The sequence below is a fragment of the Rubinisphaera margarita genome (genome assembly GCF_022267515.1).
In the GTDB taxonomy this organism is placed as follows: Bacteria; Planctomycetota; Planctomycetia; order Planctomycetales; family Planctomycetaceae; genus Rubinisphaera; species Rubinisphaera margarita.
Genome location: NZ_JAKFGB010000010.1, coordinates 132106 through 149184 on the forward strand (window position 1 = coordinate 132106; position 17079 = coordinate 149184).

General features: G+C 58.6%; 18 protein-coding genes, 1 tRNA gene and 1 pseudogene. 10 read left to right on the forward strand and 10 right to left on the reverse strand.

Annotated elements, in window-relative coordinates:
* Positions 1-27 precede the first annotated feature (27 nt).
* The 4 genes from L1A08_RS07750 to folD all read left to right on the forward strand — a co-directional run bounded on the left by L1A08_RS07750 (position 28) and on the right by folD (position 4118).
* The gene (locus L1A08_RS07750) at positions 28-987 is read left to right on the forward strand and encodes a COX15/CtaA family protein (RefSeq protein ID WP_238755757.1); all 960 of its coding nucleotides are present in this window, start codon (positions 28-30) and stop codon (positions 985-987) included.
* Positions 988-1123: 136 nt separating this feature from the next.
* Positions 1124-2041 (forward strand): heme o synthase, encoded by a 918-nt coding sequence (cyoE, locus tag L1A08_RS07755; RefSeq protein ID WP_238755758.1) that lies wholly within the window; start codon positions 1124-1126, stop codon positions 2039-2041.
* Between the two features lie 165 nt (positions 2042-2206).
* On the forward strand, positions 2207-3223 hold the full coding sequence (locus L1A08_RS07760) for a cytochrome c oxidase subunit 3 (RefSeq protein WP_238755759.1): 1017 nt from the start codon (positions 2207-2209) through the stop codon (positions 3221-3223).
* 34 nt (positions 3224-3257) lie between these two features.
* Positions 3258-4118: a bifunctional methylenetetrahydrofolate dehydrogenase/methenyltetrahydrofolate cyclohydrolase FolD gene (gene folD, locus L1A08_RS07765; protein WP_238755760.1), complete on the forward strand. Its 861-nt coding sequence runs from the start codon at positions 3258-3260 to the stop codon at positions 4116-4118.
* 31 nt (positions 4119-4149) lie between these two features.
* Here the strand turns inward: folD and L1A08_RS07770 are convergent, their stop codons facing one another.
* From L1A08_RS07770 to L1A08_RS07785, 4 genes are all read right to left on the reverse strand, one after another.
* Positions 4150-5412 carry a hypothetical protein gene (locus L1A08_RS07770; protein WP_238755761.1) on the reverse strand — a complete coding sequence of 421 codons (1263 nt, stop codon included), beginning with the start codon at positions 5410-5412 and terminating at the stop codon, positions 4150-4152.
* 70 nt (positions 5413-5482) lie between these two features.
* Complete coding sequence (locus tag L1A08_RS07775; RefSeq protein WP_238755762.1) at positions 5483-5980, reverse strand: hypothetical protein; 498 nt, start codon at positions 5978-5980, stop codon at positions 5483-5485.
* A gap of 376 nt (positions 5981-6356) precedes the next feature.
* Complete coding sequence (locus L1A08_RS07780) at positions 6357-6869, reverse strand: hypothetical protein (protein WP_238755763.1); 513 nt, start codon at positions 6867-6869, stop codon at positions 6357-6359.
* 336 nt (positions 6870-7205) lie between these two features.
* Complete coding sequence (locus L1A08_RS07785; protein WP_238755764.1) at positions 7206-7499, reverse strand: hypothetical protein; 294 nt, start codon at positions 7497-7499, stop codon at positions 7206-7208.
* 172 nt (positions 7500-7671) lie between these two features.
* Here L1A08_RS07785 and L1A08_RS07790 point away from each other — a divergent pair, with 172 nt between their 5' ends.
* Together L1A08_RS07790 and L1A08_RS07795 are read left to right on the forward strand one after the other, a co-directional pair.
* Positions 7672-7935, forward strand: coding sequence for a DUF1559 domain-containing protein (locus L1A08_RS07790; RefSeq protein WP_261362799.1), 264 nt, complete (start codon positions 7672-7674; stop codon positions 7933-7935).
* A 271-nt stretch (positions 7936-8206) separates the two neighbouring features.
* Positions 8207-8524 carry a hypothetical protein gene (locus tag L1A08_RS07795; protein ID WP_238755766.1) on the forward strand — a complete coding sequence of 106 codons (318 nt, stop codon included), beginning with the start codon at positions 8207-8209 and terminating at the stop codon, positions 8522-8524.
* Here L1A08_RS07795 and L1A08_RS22955 read toward each other — a convergent pair.
* The 3 genes and pseudogenes from L1A08_RS22955 to L1A08_RS07800 all read right to left on the reverse strand — a co-directional run bounded on the left by L1A08_RS22955 (position 8468) and on the right by L1A08_RS07800 (position 9488).
* Positions 8468-9040, reverse strand: coding sequence for an SMI1/KNR4 family protein (locus L1A08_RS22955; protein ID WP_390896851.1), 573 nt, complete (start codon positions 9038-9040; stop codon positions 8468-8470). The genes L1A08_RS07795 and L1A08_RS22955 overlap by 57 nt on opposite strands.
* Positions 9041-9055: 15 nt before the next feature.
* A pseudogene (locus tag L1A08_RS22960) lies at positions 9056-9202 on the reverse strand (hypothetical protein); the annotation flags it as partial.
* A 212-nt stretch (positions 9203-9414) separates the two neighbouring features.
* Positions 9415-9488 (reverse strand) — tRNA-Val (locus tag L1A08_RS07800).
* Positions 9489-9776: 288 nt separating this feature from the next.
* Here L1A08_RS07800 and trpA point away from each other — a divergent pair.
* Entirely contained in the window at positions 9777-10604 is an 828-nt protein-coding gene (gene trpA / locus L1A08_RS07805; RefSeq protein ID WP_238755767.1) for a tryptophan synthase subunit alpha, read from the forward strand.
* A 77-nt stretch (positions 10605-10681) separates the two neighbouring features.
* A complete protein-coding gene (locus L1A08_RS07810; protein WP_238755768.1) occupies positions 10682-12097 on the forward strand; it encodes a sigma-54-dependent transcriptional regulator in 1416 nt (471 codons plus the stop codon).
* A 9-nt stretch (positions 12098-12106) separates the two neighbouring features.
* Here L1A08_RS07810 and L1A08_RS07815 read toward each other — a convergent pair whose 3' ends face one another.
* Positions 12107-12328 (reverse strand): hypothetical protein, encoded by a 222-nt coding sequence (locus L1A08_RS07815; protein ID WP_238755769.1) that lies wholly within the window; start codon positions 12326-12328, stop codon positions 12107-12109.
* Between the two features lie 317 nt (positions 12329-12645).
* On the opposite strand from L1A08_RS07815, the gene L1A08_RS07820 reads away from it, so the two are divergent.
* On the forward strand, positions 12646-13518 hold the full coding sequence (locus tag L1A08_RS07820; protein ID WP_238755770.1) for an EF-hand domain-containing protein: 873 nt from the start codon (positions 12646-12648) through the stop codon (positions 13516-13518).
* A gap of 343 nt (positions 13519-13861) precedes the next feature.
* Here the strand turns inward: L1A08_RS07820 and L1A08_RS07825 are convergent, their stop codons facing one another.
* Positions 13862-14665 carry a hypothetical protein gene (locus L1A08_RS07825; protein ID WP_238755771.1) on the reverse strand — a complete coding sequence of 268 codons (804 nt, stop codon included), beginning with the start codon at positions 14663-14665 and terminating at the stop codon, positions 13862-13864.
* A gap of 73 nt (positions 14666-14738) precedes the next feature.
* The gene (locus tag L1A08_RS07830; protein WP_238755772.1) at positions 14739-15377 is read right to left on the reverse strand and encodes a phosphoesterase; all 639 of its coding nucleotides are present in this window, start codon (positions 15375-15377) and stop codon (positions 14739-14741) included.
* A 271-nt stretch (positions 15378-15648) separates the two neighbouring features.
* On the opposite strand from L1A08_RS07830, the gene L1A08_RS07835 reads away from it, so the two are divergent.
* The gene (locus L1A08_RS07835) at positions 15649-17037 is read left to right on the forward strand and encodes a DUF1552 domain-containing protein (RefSeq protein WP_238755773.1); all 1389 of its coding nucleotides are present in this window, start codon (positions 15649-15651) and stop codon (positions 17035-17037) included.
* The last annotated feature ends 42 nt before the right edge of the window (positions 17038-17079 follow it).

Sequence of the window (17079 nt, forward strand, 5' to 3'; positions counted from 1 at the left end):
GGAATCCTCGCGGGCAGAAAGTCAATCATGAGTACCGACGTCAAAACCCCCAGCCACTGGATCCATGTCTTCGCCGTCGTCACGACGGCGCTGGCACTGCTTCCGATCGTGCTGGGCGCCATGACGACGACTGCAAACGCGGGCATGGCCTTCCCGAACTGGCCCGGCTCCGATGAATACAGCATGCTCAGCTATCCCTGGCTCTCACTGCTGCAGGATATGGGGACCAACCGCGAGAGTTGGGACAAGTTTCTGGAACATGGGCACCGTCTGGCGGGCGTGGTAATCGGCATCGCCTCGATCATCCTGGCCGTTCTCTGCCTGACGAAGAAGTCGACCCGCACACTCGCCTGGCTCGGTCCGATCGTGTTGCTGGCTGTGATCGGCCAGGGGCTCATCGGCGGCTTCCGCGTGCTCGAACGGATGCCCGAACTGGCGATGCTGCATGGGCTGTTCGCTTCGATCGTCTTTTCGATGATGGCCGTGACGGCGACGATCGCCTCGCCCCGCTGGTACAACACCGAACAACTGCAGACGGACCGTTCGCTCAAGGGGGCGAAGATCGCCTCGACGTTCTTCTTCTGTTACCTCATCGTTCAGTATGCACTCGGCGGCATTATCCGCCATCCGGTCGGCGTTTCGCGTTCCCCCATTCACGAACACCTCGGACTGGGCCTGCTGGCTCTGGTTGTCGTGGCTGTTGTCAGCTGGATGATGTTCCGCACCAAAGTGAGCTGGTTGAAGCGAGGCATGCTGCTCGTGCTGTTTCTTGTCGGGCTGCAGGTCTTCCTGGGACTGTTCGCCTACGCCATGAAGTTTGGCGTTCCCTCAATGGGAATCGTGGCCGTCGCCGAGTCGACCGGTCAGATTCTGTCCCGCACGTTCCACATGATTACGGGCGTGCTGGTTGTTGGCTCCACAGCCGTGTTGACCGCCCGCACGTATCGCGTGGCCCGGGTCCAGCGGCCTCAGGCGTCGACAACCTGAAGCGTTTCCAGCAGTCAGTGGGTGCCCCGCGACCGGGGCGGCCCTTCGTGAAGTTTTTAATCGATTCGAGACGTTCATCATCCGCCCGGATGATGCTTAGAGGTCGAAGTTCGACCTGGTTAATCAGGAGTTTATCGTGAGTCAGATTCCGACTCCCCCACAGATGCCGGTCGAGGCGATTGCCGTTCCTGCATGGAAGGCCAAGCTGACCGACTACGTCGAGCTCTCGAAGCTGCGAATTTCGATCATGGTGCTGGCCACCGTGACAGTCGGTTACCTGCTCGGCTCCCGGGGTGATTTTCAGATTATTACGCTCCTGAATGCCCTGTGTGGCATCGGCCTGGTCGCAGCTGCCTCGAGCATGTTCAATCAGGTTTACGAGAAGCGAACCGACGCTCTCATGCAGCGGACACAGAATCGTCCGCTGCCCGCCGGTCGCATCACGTCGACGGAAGCGATGATCTTCGGTTCGATCTGCGGCCTGTACGGCTCGCTGCATCTGCTGCTGTTCGTCAACCCGCTGACCGCCGTGCTGACGCTGGCGACTCTGGTGATGTACGTCGGCATCTACACACCGATGAAGCGGTTCAGTTCCCTCTGCACCACCATCGGAGCCATTCCGGGAGCGCTGCCTCCGGTTCTCGGCTGGGCCGCCTCGGGACAGTCGCTGACGATGGATCCGCTCTGCCTGTTCGCGATTATGTTCGTGTGGCAGTTCCCGCACTTTTTCGCCATCGCCTGGATGTACCGTGAGCAGTACGCCCGGGCTGGCCTGTACATGCTGCCGAATCAGATCCCGGCTCGCACCGTCACCGGACTGCTGGCCGTCGCGTTTGCCGTGCTGCTGATCCCGGTGAGTCTGATGTCGTCTTACTACGGCATGACCGGCCCGGTCTATTCCGTGATTGCGACACTCCTCGGCGTAACGTACCTTGGTTACTCGATCCGATTCGCCCTGAATGAAACCCGGCCGAACGCCCGGCGTTTGCTGTTCTGCTCGCTGTTTTATCTGCCGATCATCCTGACAGCCTTCGCCTGCAGTTATCTCGGATAAATGCAAGGAGTGCCGCTGGCTCCGCCAGTGAATGTTGGACCGTCTACAGTGTCATTGAAAGCCGGACGTCGATTTCGCACAGACAGGAATGTCTGTGCCACCCTGTCGGAAGTTCCTGCTTCCTGTTGAATTGCAAATCCCACAAAGAACTTCGGACTGACCTGCATGGAATCTTCTGTAGCCGAGCATCCCGCCCCGCCTCGGATGGGCCTGCCGATTCCCAACTCCAAGCTGGCCATGTGGCTGTTTCTCGGAACCGAGATCATGTTCTTCACCGGACTGATCGGTTCCTATATCGTGCTGCGATTTGGTTCGCCGGGCTGGCCGACCGATCCGGAAGTGACGCACATCAACGTCTTTGCCGGCGGCGTGAACACGTTCGTGCTGATCTGCTCCAGCTTCCTGGTCGTCCTCGCTCACGACTCGATTCAGCGGAACAACATCCGCCGGACGCAACTTTCGCTGCTGGGTGCGTTGCTGCTTGGCTGCCTGTTCCTTGGTATCAAATCGGTAGAGTACAAAGGCAAGTTCGATCACGACATTATCCCCGGTCATATCGCTGAGAACGATGCGGCGGCGATGCTGAAAGTCACGCGAGAACTCCAGGCCGCAGCCGACGCCTGGACGAACGACCTGATGCCCGAAGGCGAAGACACGATCTTCAAGAAGCGGTCGCTCATTCAACAGAAGCTGACCGAAGCCGGCGACAATGCTCCGGAGGATCTCGTCGCCTGGCTCGATTTCGCGAATGCCATCGACAAAATTCGCGAAGAAGTCTCCGGCGGACGGGTCACACTTCACGGCGAGGACTCGCACGGCGAAGAGCCTCACGATCATTCCGAATCGCATGCCGCCGCGACACTGGAAGCCTCACTGGCTGAGCATGGCGTCGCTGGCGGACTCGACTTCCTGGAAGCCGATCCCCGGTTCGCTCCGCATCTGGAGAATGTGCACGAGCCGCATCCGATCAAGTACGGAAACCTGTTCGCCTCGACCTACTTCTTCATCACCGGCACCCATGCCGTACACGTCATCATCGGGATGTTCCTGTTTCTGACCGTGCTGATCCGCGGCCCCTGGTTGAAGCAGTCGGCAGCCACATATATCGAGAACATTGGGCTCTACTGGCACTTCGTCGACCTGGTGTGGATCTTCCTGTTCCCGCTGATTTACATTATCTGACACCGCCCGTTCGATCTGACAAAGGAATCGCACTATGCCCGCCACTGTCATCGACGGGAAAGGCCTGGCTGCTCGTCTTCGCGAACAGACCAAAGGCGAAGTCGAGAGCTTCACCAGCTCCACCGGAGTGCAGCCGCATCTGGTTGTCGTGCTCGTCGGCGAAGATCCGGCCAGCCAGGTTTACGTCCGCAATAAGGAACGCGCCTGCAAAGCCGCCGGAATGCAAAGCACTCTGCATCGGCTTCCGAATGAAACCACAACTGAAGAACTGCTCACCCTGATCGACCAGCTAAACAACGACGCCGGCGTGCACGGCATTCTCGTTCAGCTCCCGTTGCCGAAGCAGATCGATGAGCAGTCGATCCTCGACTCGGTTTCACCGCTGAAGGACGTCGACGCGTTTCATCCCGAAAACGTCGGCCGCATCGTTCAGGGACGCCCCCGCTTTCTCCCCTGCACTCCAGCTGGATGCATGCAGCTGATCGGCGAAGTCTGTGAATCGACCGCCGGCATGCATGCCGTGGTGCTCGGCCGCAGCGAGATTGTCGGCAAGCCGATGGGCCTGTTGCTGATGCAGCGTGGAGCCGATGCCACAGTGACGATCTGCCACAGTCGCACCCGCGATCTCCCCGCTCTCACGAAGCAGGCCGATATTCTCATCGCGGCGATCGGCAAGGCGAACTTCGTCACCGCCGACATGGTCAAACCGGGAGCAATTGTGATCGACGTCGGAATCAATCGGGTCGATGACAAACTTGTGGGCGATGTCGAATACGGGCCCGTCGCGGAAGTCGCCGGAGCGATCACACCGGTTCCCGGAGGCGTCGGGCCAATGACGATCGCCAACCTGCTGAAAAACACGCTGGCCGCCGCTCGCATTCAGCAGAATGCTTGAGAGTTCCCGCTGACCGGAAGTCGGTCGAGGCTTACTGGATGATCAGCTCGTCGCGCGATTTGCGTTCGGGCTGTTGCGTCGTCTCTGGTCGCGGACGAGCCCAGACCGGGGTGTCGTCATCGACTTCCGGCTCTGCAGGTCGAGGCGTCGGCAGCTCATCGTCTGGCTGGAAGAAGGGCGACGGTCGTTCCCGTTTGTCCGTCGGCTGAGCGGCCGGCATTTCGTGCGCTGTGAATGGAGCCGAGACGCTGGCATGGCCGGCTGGCTCGACCTGATTTCCGGCAGCGGTCGAGGCTTCCTGCGGCATTTTGATCGTCTGATTCTGCATCCAGGCGCCGCTTGGCTCATCGAGTTCGTACTCGGTGATCGCCTTCGGCTTATCCCGCAACGAACGTTTGGCAATGCTGTCCGAAGGAAGCAGCTGTTTCGGCCCCAGTTCATGAACCGGATACTCGGCCATCTGCGGGATGTCCCAGATCGCGGAGGGCATATGCGGCGGATTGATCTCGACGCCGTTTAACGACAGCGTCATTTGCATGTCCTGCTGTTCCCAGCGGAGCGAGATCTTATGCGGCAGTCGCGCGGTCGTGTTCGGAAACTCTTTGTAGTTCGACAGCTCGGCGCTGGCGATTAACCGGTGCTCCGCATCGTAAAGTTCATGCCCGGTCACTTCGGCTTTCCGCAGATCAATCGTCGAGATCTTGCGGACCGTCACCCCACTCTCGTTGGTGTGGTGACTGACCAGTTTCACGGTGTAAGGTTGATCGGGATTGCGAACAAGCTCGGCCTTCGAGGCATCGATCGGCTTGACGCAAAGCACTTCCATCAGCCATTCCGGCTGCACGGGCACCGGGAAGTCCCGCTGGACCGCGGTCAGATTCTCATGACTGACCGAGAGGATCGCCTTGGGCTCGGCCTGCCGCATCCAGAACCAGATGCCGCTGTTGTTCGAGCCGAGGTCAAGTTCAGGGCCGGCCAGTCCGCTGGACACCGTCAGCCGCAGATGATTCGGCTCCTCAACGGCAACCATGGCTTTCAGTGGGACGAGAATCCCACTCACGTTGACCTGAGCGGATGTCGCCCGCCAGGCGTGAATGGGCACCAGCGATTCGTTGACCTGAGTCACGATCTGATCTTTGGTGGCCTCGGGAGCAATTTTCGACGAGCGGTGCAGCATCGAGGTCCACTGGGATCGAACACCCCATGACGACGTGCCACAGCCGGGCAGCACGCAGGCGCACAGCAGCAGCATGCAGCAGAACAGTTTCTCTGCCTGAGCTGTGCGTTTCGTCACCGCGGCCTCCTTGCCCTGAATGCGACTGGCATCGACAACGATATCGGTCGCTGGATCTGTCACCGCAGCGTTACGCCGCGCGTCGCAGCGGTTCCTGTCCCAGTGTATGGATCTCGGACTGCAGCCGCGACATTTCGACCTGGCTCAGTTCTTCTTCGGGAATTTCGAAAGCCCCTTCACCCTGAGCTCCTTGAAGCTGCATCATCTGTCGACCTTCCACTTCCAGAGTCGACTCGTGCAACAGACGTCGCTTGCGAATCAACAGCAGGGCGAGCACATAACGAAGCTTCTTCTGATAGTCGTTGGCCTGCTCGCAGTACTGGGCGAACAGATCGAACAGGCGATCGAGATCCAGATAGCCTTTAGGCTTCGACTCCGGCTGAGGAACTTCCGTCCGCCACACGCCCACGGCTCCTTCCGGCACACCGGACCAGGCTTCCGAGGCAAAATCGAGACGCTCATAGCGCCCGTCCTGTTCGATCAGCACCGAATAGCACAGATCGCCCGGCACAAGGGGTTCGCCAGAGGCGGCACAGGTTTTGGATAGTGGCTTCAATGAGTATTCCATGGCGCACATACCATTTGTGAAGGAGTCGAGAGGACTGGATCTGGTCGGTTTGAGGGGATGAAACTGTATCTCAACTCCGCAGAATGGGTAAACCCCGAAACCATCGCCCGTTCGTTGTAAAAACTGCAAAAACGACGGTGCCGCCTCCGTCCGAACGACGTGAATTCGGACAAAGTACGACGGATGATTCGGATTCTGCCGAGGAGAACTGCCGCAACCCCCACTGAGTTAGCATCGGCTCGGCATTAGTCTCAAGCGTAGGCTGATTGAATCAGTGTCGGGAAATTCATGCGGAATCGGTACTTCTCCGGAGAGCGTTGCAAGCGGCAGAGCCGGTCCAACCCTGTGGTCTGACCAGTTGGAAGTGCTGGCGGATCTACGGGGCCATCTTGTGATGATCGTGCTCATCGGGAGCGATGCAGTGGCCACCATTTCGTACCACGATCGTCTGCACGGCCTGCTCATCGAGAGCCGTCGTCCCTTCCATCCGGTCCAGATCGACCACCACGGCGGCTTCGTCGGACCCGAGTCGCGAGTTCAGCAGATCGGTCACATCCGGCTCGCTGGTTCGACGCAGCATGACGGCGGCGAACGCCAGAAAAATGATCACGCCGCCAATGACCGTAATTGCCAGAAACGGCACCGTGGCGAGCTCAAAGGTCTGCAGAATAATCAGGCCGCCAATCAACCCCACCAGAGCCAACACCCCGAGTTGCAGCGAGACTTTCCCGGGAATCAGCGGGCGAGTCAAATCTCGGCGTCGATAAATCCGGGCACACGCTCCCATGGCTCGGGACTTCAACCCCACAGGCCCCACCCCACAAATCTGGGTCTGAGCCGCCTGGGCCTGCGAAGCGGACGGGAATACACCAACAATTGGATCTCTCATGGCTCGTCTCCTGTTCGTTCAACGAGTCCGGACTCAAATGTCCCGGACTGGAACATGAAAGGAGCACGATGTGTGCCACTCGGCTGGAAAGACCCAGCTTCAGGATTTCCCCCATTCCATCGACCGATCGTCCGCCAGATTGCCGGATGAACGTCCACCGCGGACGGGCGATCTGTCCATACACACAGAACCGCGTCCCGGCGATTAAACGCTGAGCCGCTTGCGATCGCCGATGTCGCATGGAAGCCGTCGAAGTGATAGGACCTCGTCCCGCCCACCAAGAAGTCGCGGATCACAGTCCGTACTGTCGCGGCAGAACGACGCCGCAACGGGCGATCAACTTACAGCTGCCACGAGGTCGTAAACAATCTCGGCGTCAGTGCCACCCGCTTTCACACTGATCTGGTCATTCCCCACAACGACATCGACCGAATCCTTCCAGTCCAACTCGTGCACAGCGTTCGGGTTGTTCCCTTCAAACACCTCGACCGCGGATCCGTTCTTGCCGCCATTGAAGATGCGATATACCCCCTTGGACTGCCCTTTGAAGGCTCCCAGGATAATCGTCTTTTTCACCCCGGCCGTAATCACAACCCGACCACTCCGCGAAGCATAGGTTTCTTCAGCCATTCCAGCCCTCTCGAAAGACAGTGATGAACACACAGCCAGTCATCTTGACAAGCCGTACCTTCAAGAGCAAGCATAAACACCGAAGCATGTCTTAATTCGGCGATCCCGGAAGCGAACCAAAGTTCGCTATCCGCCCAGCGGCATCGCCCGGCCCAGTCAGGATCCCTGCAGACTGGGCTTCAGTAGACGATGCCGTGATCTCGCTGCGAGCAGCCGTGACACCAGCTGCCCGACATCCAGCCGTTGGCATTCCGGGGGCGTGAACGCTGTCCTGGCCGATGGAAGTGTGCGATTCATCAGCGAGAATATCGACTCCGGTGATCCGAGTATTCCTCTTCCCGGAAGCCCTGGCGGCCCTACGTCCGGCCCGAGCCCCTACGGCGTCTGGGGAGCGCTCGGCACGATTGCTGAAGGAGAAGTGATCGGAGAATTCTGAGCGGAACCGTCCCGCGAGAAAGCCTGCTTTTCTGGGCTCCAGGCGACTGCGGCACACAAGCACAAGCCAGACAGCAATTGGATCCAGATACACCTTTTGCCTCTGCCTATAGGAAGGCATTTCAAAGGTCCCGTAGCATCGGTTCGACGTCAAACAACTGGAGCGAAAGATCGTCACCCCAACATCGAGGTCGCCTGGTGCTTTTTCTCTATGCCCACCGCAGCCGCTCACGTACGCACGGGAGTGGCACAGCCCAAGCGTAGATACCAGCATGAAGACGTTTCACGAATGGCTGAGAGAACGGCAGCAACAAGAAGGGCTGTTGCTCAACGCCGATGGTAGGCTGAAAGGGATGTCGCCTGCGAACCCGTTGCCGAGAAATTCAGCGATGAACAAGAGGTTGAGCAAAAAGCCCAAACCGCCGCCGTCTGGCGTGCCGGTGTTCAAGCCGTGGAAGCCTGCTCAACCAGCACTGGTTGTGCCTTACAAGCCTGCGCAGCCAGCGAAGATCGTGATGCAGAAGCCGACGGCCTCATTTAGCAAACCAACGCCAAAAGGCATTGCCTCTCCCACCGCCGACTTCATTTGACACCTCGTCTGCTAAAGACGAATTACCCCCCTGCTCATTCCTCTCCAGAAACGTTGTGCCCAAACCTCGAATGAACGGTTCAAATGCATCGGCCACAACAATCATGTGGTCATTCCATGACTCACCGTGTTTGAACACGGACACAAGGCCAGCCTTGCAATTCAAGAGCACTGCGTAAGGGTCGGAGTTTGCGATCAGGAGCAGGTCGCTCGGTCGTGCTCCCGAACCCCACCACGGATATTCATTTGCAGAACCATCTTGATTGTTCTCACAGAGCCAAGCCAAGAAATCTCCCGTGTTGCAAAAAGCGATTGGCCCTATTGTGAATCTACCGAAGTCGAAACGTCGTAACATCGACTCGAATTGTTCAGGAAGAACGGTATTCAACTGATGCTGGAAATGCTCAATGTCATCTTGTGTGACTTCCGAGGGTAAGAGTCGAAAGCCTGTCAACATCGGTTCAAGAGGAAGGAACTGGTCCTCCAGCCGAGTCTGAATCTCTGTAATTTCAAGCATGGAATTCACTGTAGCTCACTTTGTATGCCAGATGCCACCGGAACCAACATGTGTCTTTCCGGGAACGGGAATCGCATATCGACCGAAATCGACATGGTGATGAATGATCACGTCGCCTTTGAACGGAGCGTGTTCAGGAAAGACCTTGATCCATTCGGCGGAATGGCCCGGAGGTTTCTCTCCGGGTGCGCAGCAACAGGCAGTTGTCCATGGACGGACGTCCGTTCATGGTGCGTCCAATCTCAATGAGAACCCCGTCCAACGGCAGCTCAAAATCCCACCCTCGCGGCCTGACTTTCAGGGACACCTGATCACTAATGAATCCCGCGCACAAAAAAAACCGCAACCTCAAGCGAGGTGCGGCTTTTAAAAAGTGGTCCTGACAGAACTCGAATCTGTGACCTCTTGCATGTCAAGCAAGCGCTCTAACCAACTGAGCTACAGGACCGGTTGGGTCAGCCGGTGGGCTGATGGGGGAAAGTTACTTTGCCGGGAGCCGTTCGTCAAGAAAGTTGGTGAAAAACGATGCAGGTCTGTCGGAAGAGACCCCGGTTCAAGGGTTTAAGTTCGCGCAGGTGGCCAATTGGAAGGGATCGTGCGGAGAATGTTCGGTCGGGCGGGCGGGAGGTCGGGGAGGCTTGATTTTTGGGTGTCGATGCTCGATAACCGTCGTTTCACCCCTGAAATTGTGGGTACGGTCCCCGATTCCTGTCCTCAAAGCCAGATTTGTTCTTCCATGACGCAGACGAGTTCCCCCATCGAAGCCGTTTTTCGGGAGCGACGTGCTCAGGGACAGCTGGCGTTTCTGCCGTTTATCGCCGCCGGGGATCCTGATCTGGAAGGGACGCGAAAGCTCCTGACCTGCCTGGCAGCCGCCGGAGCCGATGCGATTGAGATCGGCTTTCCCTACAGCGACCCCATTGCCGATGGCCCCGTCATTCAGGCCTCTTACACCCGGGCTCTCACCGGAAAGGTGACCGTCGACGGCATTTTCGGCCTTGTGGGCAGCATGAAAGCTGACGGATTGCCGCCGCTGATCGCCATGGTGTCGTTCGCCATTATCTTCCGGCACGGCCCGGAACGGTTCCTGGAACAGGCCAAAGAAGCCGGCTTCAGTGGGTTTATCGTACCTGATCTGCCCTCGGAGGAAGCAGCCGAACTGTCGGGGCTGATTCGAGCCGCCGGGATGGATCTGATTCAGTTGCTCGCTCCGACCACCACGCCGGCTCGCACGAAGGAAATTGTCGCCAATTCGAGCGGTTTCATTTACTGCATCGCAGTGGCGGGCACGACCGGGGAACGGGCGAGCGTCTCAGAGAACCTGATCACCCAGTTACGGCAGCTGAAGGAACAGACCGAGACGCCGCTTGTGGTCGGGTTCGGGATCAGCAAACCGGAGCATCTGGACCCGCTGCGGGATGTCGCCGATGGAGCCATTGTCGGCTCGGGGATCGTCAAATCTCTGCAGAAGTCGGCGGATGGAGAGAAATCGTTCGACGAAGCGCTGGAGGAAATCGAAGCCTTGGCCCGCAGCATGGCCGAGGCGGCTCATCAGAGTAGATAGAACCCGGATATCACTATCGAAATCCCACCCGTCGTCAACGACGGCGAAACCCCTTCTGACCAGACAAGCTTGCTCGCATGCCAGCTGATACGACAGATCTGAATCGCTTTGCGATCCGTGTGCTGGTCGTCGATGACGATGAACCGCACGCACAGGCGGTTGCGGACGCCCTGAAGCAGATCAACTGCGACTGCACCGTCTGCAGCGAGAGCCGCAAGGCCGTGGAGCTGATCGAGAGCGAGAACTACGACGTCGTCGTGACCGACCTGATGATGGACGAGTACGACGGTCTCGACATTCTCGAGCGGACCAAGAATGAACTGCCGGATGCCGAGGTGATTCTGCTGACCGGGCACGGGACGATTAACTCGGCTGTGGCCGCGATGCAGGGGGGAGCCTACACGTACCTCACCAAGCCGCTCGATATCCATGAACTGCGTAAAGCCGTGGAAAAAGCGGCAACGCGAGTCCGGCTGATTCGTCGGAACGCGGAACTGAACCGGCGGCTCGATGAAAAGTTCGGCTTTGAAGGGGTGATCGGCAACAGCCCGGCGATGCATAAGGTCATCGAGAAGCTGAAGAACGTGGCTCCGACCGATGCGACCGTGCTAATTCAGGGCGAAAGCGGAACCGGGAAAGAACTCGTCGCCCGGGCCATTCACCAGAACAGCGACCGCAAGAACAAACCGTTCGTGCCGTTGAACATCTCGGCTCTTCCGGAAAGCATTCTGGAGAGTGAACTCTTTGGACATGAGCCGGGGGCGTTTACCGGGGCTTCGACCAAGCGAATCGGCAAGTTCGAATACGCGATCGGCGGCACGCTGTTTCTCGATGAAGTCGGCGAGATGCCGATGGATACGCAGATCAAACTGCTGCGTGTGCTGGAAGACCGGAAGATCACCCGGCTCGGCACGAATGAAGAAAAGACGATCAATGTTCGCCTGGTTGCAGCGACCAATGCTCCGCTGCAGGAGATGGTCGAGAAGGGTACGTTCCGTCGCGATTTGTATTACCGGATGCAGGTCATCACGATTTATCTGCCGCCACTTCGGGAACGTCGGGTCGACATTCCGCTGCTGATCGATCACTTCGTGAAAGACAACTGCAAGCGGTACGACAAGGAAGCGACCGGCCCCTCGCGAGCCGCCCGTCAGGCGATGATGTCCTACGAGTGGCCGGGGAACATTCGGCAGTTGCGAAACGCGGTCGAACGCATGGTGCTGCTTGATACCGACGGGGTCCTCGATGTCGACGACCTGCCGGAAGAAATTGTTCCGGAAGGCTGGGTCGAAAACGAAGACGCCGAGAAGACCGGGACGGAGATCGCGGGAGCCGATCAACTCGTCGGTCGGCAGCTTCGCGACGTTGAGAAGTACTACATCGAGCAGGCGCTGGAGTTGACCGGCGGCAAACGGGAAGAAGCCGCCTCGATGCTCGGCATCGGCGAGCGGACGCTGTACCGGAAGATCAAAGAGTACGATCTGAAGAACTGACGCGATGCCTCACATGATGCGAAACAGCTTCAGGATCGGCCAGTAGATCGTGACGATGAACTGCTCCGCGCCAGGGCTGAGCGGAATGTTCTGACTGATGAAATACGTTTTAAGAACCATCTCGTCGATTGTGATCGCGGCAAAGACGCCGAAGTAGATCGCGATCAGTCCGAAAAGGATCATCAAAGGCCAGGCCGCCCGTTCGGACTTCTGATCTTCCGGTTCCGACATGGCGCATGCCCCTGTGGCTGGATGGTCGCCGCTGAGCGTTGCCGCTGCGACGTAAAGAGTATCGCCCGTGATTCTCGAACTTTCCGTTGGCGATTTCAAGACTCTCCTGTCTGGCCTGCGCGTGGAAGACGCGTGCACATTCGCCCATTGCCGAAGCGATCGAATCGGTTATGCTCGCAGAGCGGGGAATTTTTTGCGAAACCACAGCGGAAGAGTTGGGGTTTAATGATTCAGCAGCATCGCTGAGACACCACTGAGCGATTCACGAACTGCTCCCCACGTTCGGGTTTATGCGATAAAACAGACAGGAGACGAAGATGCGTAAGACATTCCTGGGTGGCGGCCTGATGGCCGCTCTGCTGGGTTGCTCACTGGTCATGGCTCAACCGCCGGAAGGAGACCGCGATGGTCGTCCGCCGCGCGAAGGAGATCGCGACGGGCGTCCCGGAGACCGCCCACGTGAGGGTGATCGTGATGGCGACCGCGACGGTGGACGTCGTGGCGACGGCCGAGGCTTCGGCGGACGTGATGGACGTCCGGAACCTCCTCCGATCATTCGCGCTCTCGATGCCAACAGCGATGGCAAGATCTCGGCGGAAGAGATTGCCAACGCCACCAAGGCCCTCAAATCGCTCGACACCAACAACGACGGCGTCCTGACCGGTGAAGAGTTCGACCGGCCTCGCGACGGCGGCCAGGGTGGACGCGGCGGCTTTGGCGGTGGTCCTGGTGGTCCGGGCGGCTTCAGCAACATGCTCAGTCAGTTCGACCAGAACAAAGACGGCAAAGTGAGCAAAGAAGAAGCCCCGGAACGCATGCGGGAGAACTTCGATCGCATGGACGCCAATGGCGATGGCTTCATCGATGAGTCTGACATGCAGCAGATGATGGAGCGGTTCCGCGATCAGGCCAACCAGAGCATGGCCGACCGGATCAAGGAGATGGACAAGGACGGCGACGGTAAAGTCAGCAAGGAAGAAGCCCCAGAACGTATGCGGGAAGGTTTCGACCGGATCGACACGAATGCCGATGGCTTTGTTGATGCCACCGAAATGCAGCAGATGTTCGATCGCTTCCGCCAGGGCGGTGGACGCCCCGGTGAAGGCGGACGTGGTCCTCGCGACGGTGAAGGCCGCCCCCGTGGTGAAGGTGGCGATCGTCCGGAACGTCCCAAAGCCGAATTCGAATAAGCCGCTGAATCGATCTCCCCTCTGATGAAGAAAAGCCCGGCCTGATCTCAGGTCGGGCTTTTCGCATTGACTGGAGCAGTAACCCCATTTCCAGACACTCGGGATGGGGGCGTTGAACTGGAGATTGACATCGGGTGACCTGGGACAGGACCACGGAATGCAATCGCAAGTCGACTGATTGAAGGACGCTCAAGACAAGCCGTTTGTGGCTGTGTCATCCAGAGATGAGTCTCTGGGCCATCCTTCGGTGGGTTGAAATCGAAGGGAGGGAACCCAATGAAAAACGGCGGCTCGAAAGCCGCCGTTGTGATTCGTTCAACAGACTCGCAGTCTCCAGTCGGTCTTACCGTCGGATCGGCATTTCGAACTGTTCGCCCTGGAGAATGGAGCGGGAGTCGAGTTCGGCTTCACGGGTTACGGGAGCCTTGTTCGATGACCATTCCGAAGTCGCCCAGAGCAGCCAGGTGTTGGCGACTTCCTGGGACACGCCGTGCATGGCGGCGTCGAGTTCGTTCTTCGTCACGCCTCTACTCGGAATCACTTTTTCGAGCAGGAAGCGACGGGTGTCTTTGCTGTAGGCGAAGTGCAGGCCGGAATCCATTTCCGCACTCGCGGCGAGGAGTTCCAGCAGATGCTCTTCGGAGATCTTGCCTTCGGGGAGCGGATCGAGCCAGGCGCGGACGCGGACCTTGGATTGATCATTGCTGAGTCGCAGGGAGAAGTAGAGTTCGATTTCCTGCTCATCGAGTTCTGCTCGATACTGCAGGTCGTACTGCCGCCCGCTTTCGACCGGCGTGAGATTCATCTCCGTCAGCAGAGACCCGAGTTCCTGGAACGTAACACGTCCTTCGGGTGCTTCCGGCAATTCCGCCAGAGGCTCGGCTCCATCGACGGGAAATGACGGTTTCGGCACAGCCTGAGCCGACTCCGGTTCGCCCGTTGGAAACTTGCTCGTCGGTGCGGACACTGAAGCCGGAGCGGGTTCCGCAGAAGGGAACCTGTCGGAGACCGTGCGAACGGGTGTCTCCTGAGACGGACTGGACGGATAGTAGGCCGGAAACGCGCTCGACTGAGCGTAAGCGGCGCCCGACGATGCCGTACACATCAGGGCCAAAGCCATCAGAATGCTGTGATGTTCACGCCGCATGGGACACTCCATTGCCCGGTCGTCATTTCGAAATCGTTTCGAATCGAGCCGTGGGCGACGGAGGATTCAGCCGCTACACGACTCCTGCGATTGAGTTCTCTCCCGATTGATCGCGGAACAGGGCATCGATGCAGATCTGAGACCACGTTTCAAACTGGTCGTATTGCTCCAACAACTCCGCAGGGGAGGTAAATCCTGTCTCTATCATCGACGCTTCTTTGGGCGAAACTTGCGGCTTATTCACCTCAAAGATGTGAACAATGCCTAAATGGACCTTTCCGACTTCAGTCACGTCGTCGTTAATCAGCCCGACCAGCCGCTGCGTGTATTCGGCCTGAATGTCGATTTCCTCGTCGATTTCCCGCCGCATTCCGACAATATAGGCGTGTTCCGACTCATTCTCGTCGAGGGTGGAGATGTGTCCGCCAACGCCGACCGAACGCTTGCTGTGCAGACGGGCTTCGCCCTGAGCGGTGCCGCGGCGGTAATTGAACACCTGTCCCTCGCACATGAAAATACAGTAGGGAATGAGCTGCTTGTAGCTTGTGTCCTGCTCCATTTCATCGCGCGGCCGATACGACGTGTGCATCGGATCGAGGAGTGTCTTCATGTACGGCTCGGTGTTGGGCATGAATCCCTGAAAGTGACCCACTTCGTGAAAAAGCAGAGTCGGCACGACCAGCACCTGTTCGACGGCAGTCTTCTCCGACATGACAATCCTTTTTGAGATTTAATGTATTCGTAAGCGATGATATGATAAGCTCTACCGGCTTCGGAGCTCGGCCGAAGCAGCTTTGCACTATATCAAACCAGCCTCAGATTCAAACCGCGTCCGGTATTCAGCGGGCACTTCGCCCCTGACCCCGCCTGCCGTCCGTGATCGACATCGCCCGATGCCGTGACCCCGGCGAACCACAATCCAACACGGCGCTGTCTCAGGCAGCGTTCTCCAGCAGAGCCCGTCCCGGGCCGGAGGAATTGTCATGGTCCCGATTTTCCGCAAACGTCTCTCTCGCCGCACTGTTCTCCGTGGAGCCGGAGCCGCCCTCGGCCTTCCGTTTCTCGATGCCATGGTGCCGGCTCTCAACGCCGAAGAGCGACTTGAGAAACCGCCGGTTCGCAACGCATTCCTGTTCATGCCGAACGGCGTTCGCCCCGATCACTACACGCCGCCGGGAGACGACGAGCAGTTCGAGCTCACGCCGATGCTCGCTTCGCTGAAGAACGTGAAGAGTGAGATCACGCTGCTGGAAAATCTGTGGAACGAACAGACCTCGGGTCGCAATGGACACTGGCCGAAAGTGCCGGCGTTTCTCTCAGGGGGATACGTCGTTCGCACATCCGGCCGCGATATGGACACCGGCGGCATCTCCGTCGATCAGGTGCTGGCGTCCACCGTTGGTCAGGGAACGCCCCTCCCTTCATTCGAACTCGGTGTCGACGAAGCCTACACCGGAGTGGACAACATCGGTGGCGGCTTCACTCGCATTTATGGATCGCATATCGCCTGGCGCGATCCGCATACGCCGGTGCCGAAGGAAATTCTTCCGCAGCTCGCTTTTGACCGACTCTTCCGGACCGGACCGGCGACGCCCGTTCTGTCGGGCTTCACCACGCAGCATCCCGAAGTGCAGAAGTCGCTGGCTCGCGATGATCTCAGCGTGCTTGACCTCGTTCGGGAAGACGCGAAGTCGCTGCGTAACCAGGTCGGCGTCAGCGACCGGGCCAAGCTCGATGAGTATCTCGAATCGGTCCGTTCCATTGAACGTCGGATTGAAACCTCGCTCAAGCCGCAGAAGCGCTGGATCAACGACAACAGTTTCGATGTGAAGCGTCCGAAGGCCGGCGTCCCCGAGCAGCACATCGAGCATGTCCGCCTGATGCTCGACATCATGGTGCTCGCCTTCTGGACCGACACCACGCGCGTCGGGACCTTCATGTTCGGCAACGCGCAGACCGGGCGGAACTTCTCGTTCCTCGACGGAGTCAACGGCAGCTTCCACGGGCTGTCGCATCATCGCAATGAAGAAGACAAGCTGCTGCAGTACGAGAAAATCGGCACGTGGCACTTCGAGCAGCTGGCCTATGTGCTGGAGAAGATGAAGTCACTTCCGGAAGCGGGCGGCTCCCTGCTCGACCACAGCCTGGTGATGTTCGGCTCCACGCTGCGGGACGGCAACAGCCACGACAATCACAACCTGCCGATCATTCTGGCGGGTCGCGGGAATGGATTCGTCCGTCCGGGACGCCGCATCCGGTATGAAAAAGACACGCCGCTGTGTAACCTGTATCTGACCATGCTTCAACAACAGCATGGTCTGGACCACAAGACCTTCGGAGACAGCACCGGCGCGCTCGACAAACTCAGCTGACAATCCGATCCCTCCTCGAATCGGCTCTTCTCGACGGTCCGG